Source organism: Mesorhizobium sp. M7A.F.Ca.CA.001.10.2.1 (assembly GCF_003998575.1).
Classification (GTDB): domain Bacteria; phylum Pseudomonadota; class Alphaproteobacteria; order Rhizobiales; family Rhizobiaceae; genus Mesorhizobium.
Window position 1 is genome coordinate 1 of record NZ_RZQY01001015.1, and the last position, 1,408, is coordinate 1,408.

Sequence of the window (1,408 nt, forward strand, 5' to 3'; positions counted from 1 at the left end):
GTGCCGATGTTGATGGCGCCGAGCACGGTGATCAGGCCGAACAGGTTTAGCCAGGCCGTCAGCCAGCCGGTGAAGCGGTTGCCGAGGATCGACGACCAGTGATAGAGGCCGCCGGCGGTTGGAAATGCCGAGGCGATCTGCGCCATGGCAAGGGCGAAGAAGCCCGACACGCAGCAGCCGACGATCCAGCCGATGCCCGCACCTGCGCCGCCGATCGACGATGTGGCTTGCGCGAAGGAGTTGATGCCGCCCGAAAGGATGCAGATGATCGAGAACGATATCGCGAAATTCGAGAAGCGGCTCATGCTTCGCGACAGTTCCTGGGCATAGCCCATGCCGTGGAGAACCTTCAGGTCCTCCTTCTTGTCAACGTCCGTATAATCCGGTCCTGCCATTTTCATTCCCCTGTGGTTCTAATTGGCCGATTGAACTGACTTTCCGACTGAAGGCGATCTGGAATATCCGGCCTCCTCTGGCTCCAGATCCGAAAAAATGCCCGTGAGCAGATCCGCCCATTTCCGCTGCCCGGTCTCGCCGGCGATTTCGTCGTTGCGGATTTCGATCATCGCGCAGGGCAGGCCGCGCGATCGCGCATGCCGTTCCAGCGTGAAATAGACGCGGTCGGCAGGCGAATACGGCTCGTTGACGCCGACGGTGACGCCGGCAAGCCGCTTCAGCGCCGATATCAGCGGCGCCGCCAGCCGGCGATCCTCGTCGTGGATGATGCCGATATGCCAGGGCCGGTTTTTGGATTTGTAGACCGGCGTGAAGGAGTGGACCGAAACCAGCCGCGTTTCCTGACCATGTGACAGCCTGTTGTCGATGATACCGGCAATCGTGTCGTGGAAAGGCTGCCATGACAACGCGACACGCGCCGCCCGCTCGCTTTGCGACAGGCCGGCATTGCCCGGTATGGCCGTTGTCTCACTGACCGGCGGCACCAGGTCGGGCGCGTCGAGCGGCCGATTGCAGTCGATGACAAGGCGCGAAATGCAGGTTTCGACCAGAGTCGCGTCAAGCGCCTGCGCCATGCGGAGGGCAACCGGCAGCGCGCCGGGATCCCAGGCGATGTGGCGCGACAGGTCCTCGGCGGCAAGGCCGAGCGTGCCGAATTCGGCCGGCAGGTAGTTCGAGGCGTGATCGCAGGTCAGCACGAATGGGCTCGATCCGGCGGGGTTCGTCACCCTCACGGTATCAGACGATGCAAGGCTGGCGGGCCGTGCTTTCTCCATACTCTGCCGTCCCCGGGGAGCGCTGTATCGTATGTTACGTATTTTGCCTCATTGCGTCCCTGTGGATGATTTCATACAGTTTGTCCGGCTTTGTCAAATGCGATCTCGGAAAAGGCCTTCGGCCGAGCCAGAGGTGGGGAAAACATGATTTCCAGCATTGCCGAACTGATCGCCGA

General features: G+C 61.6%; 2 protein-coding genes. Both read right to left on the reverse strand.

Annotated features, from left to right (window positions below):
• Positions 1 to 395, reverse strand: a 395-nt coding sequence (locus tag EN964_RS34585) for an amino acid permease (RefSeq protein WP_127277440.1), incomplete at its 3' end; no start/stop codon positions are given.
• A gap of 18 nt (positions 396 to 413) precedes the next feature.
• The gene (locus tag EN964_RS34590; protein WP_127268308.1) at positions 414 to 1,232 is read right to left on the reverse strand and encodes an N-formylglutamate amidohydrolase; all 819 of its coding nucleotides are present in this window, start codon (positions 1,230 to 1,232) and stop codon (positions 414 to 416) included.
• Positions 1,233 to 1,408: the final 176 nt, after the last annotated feature.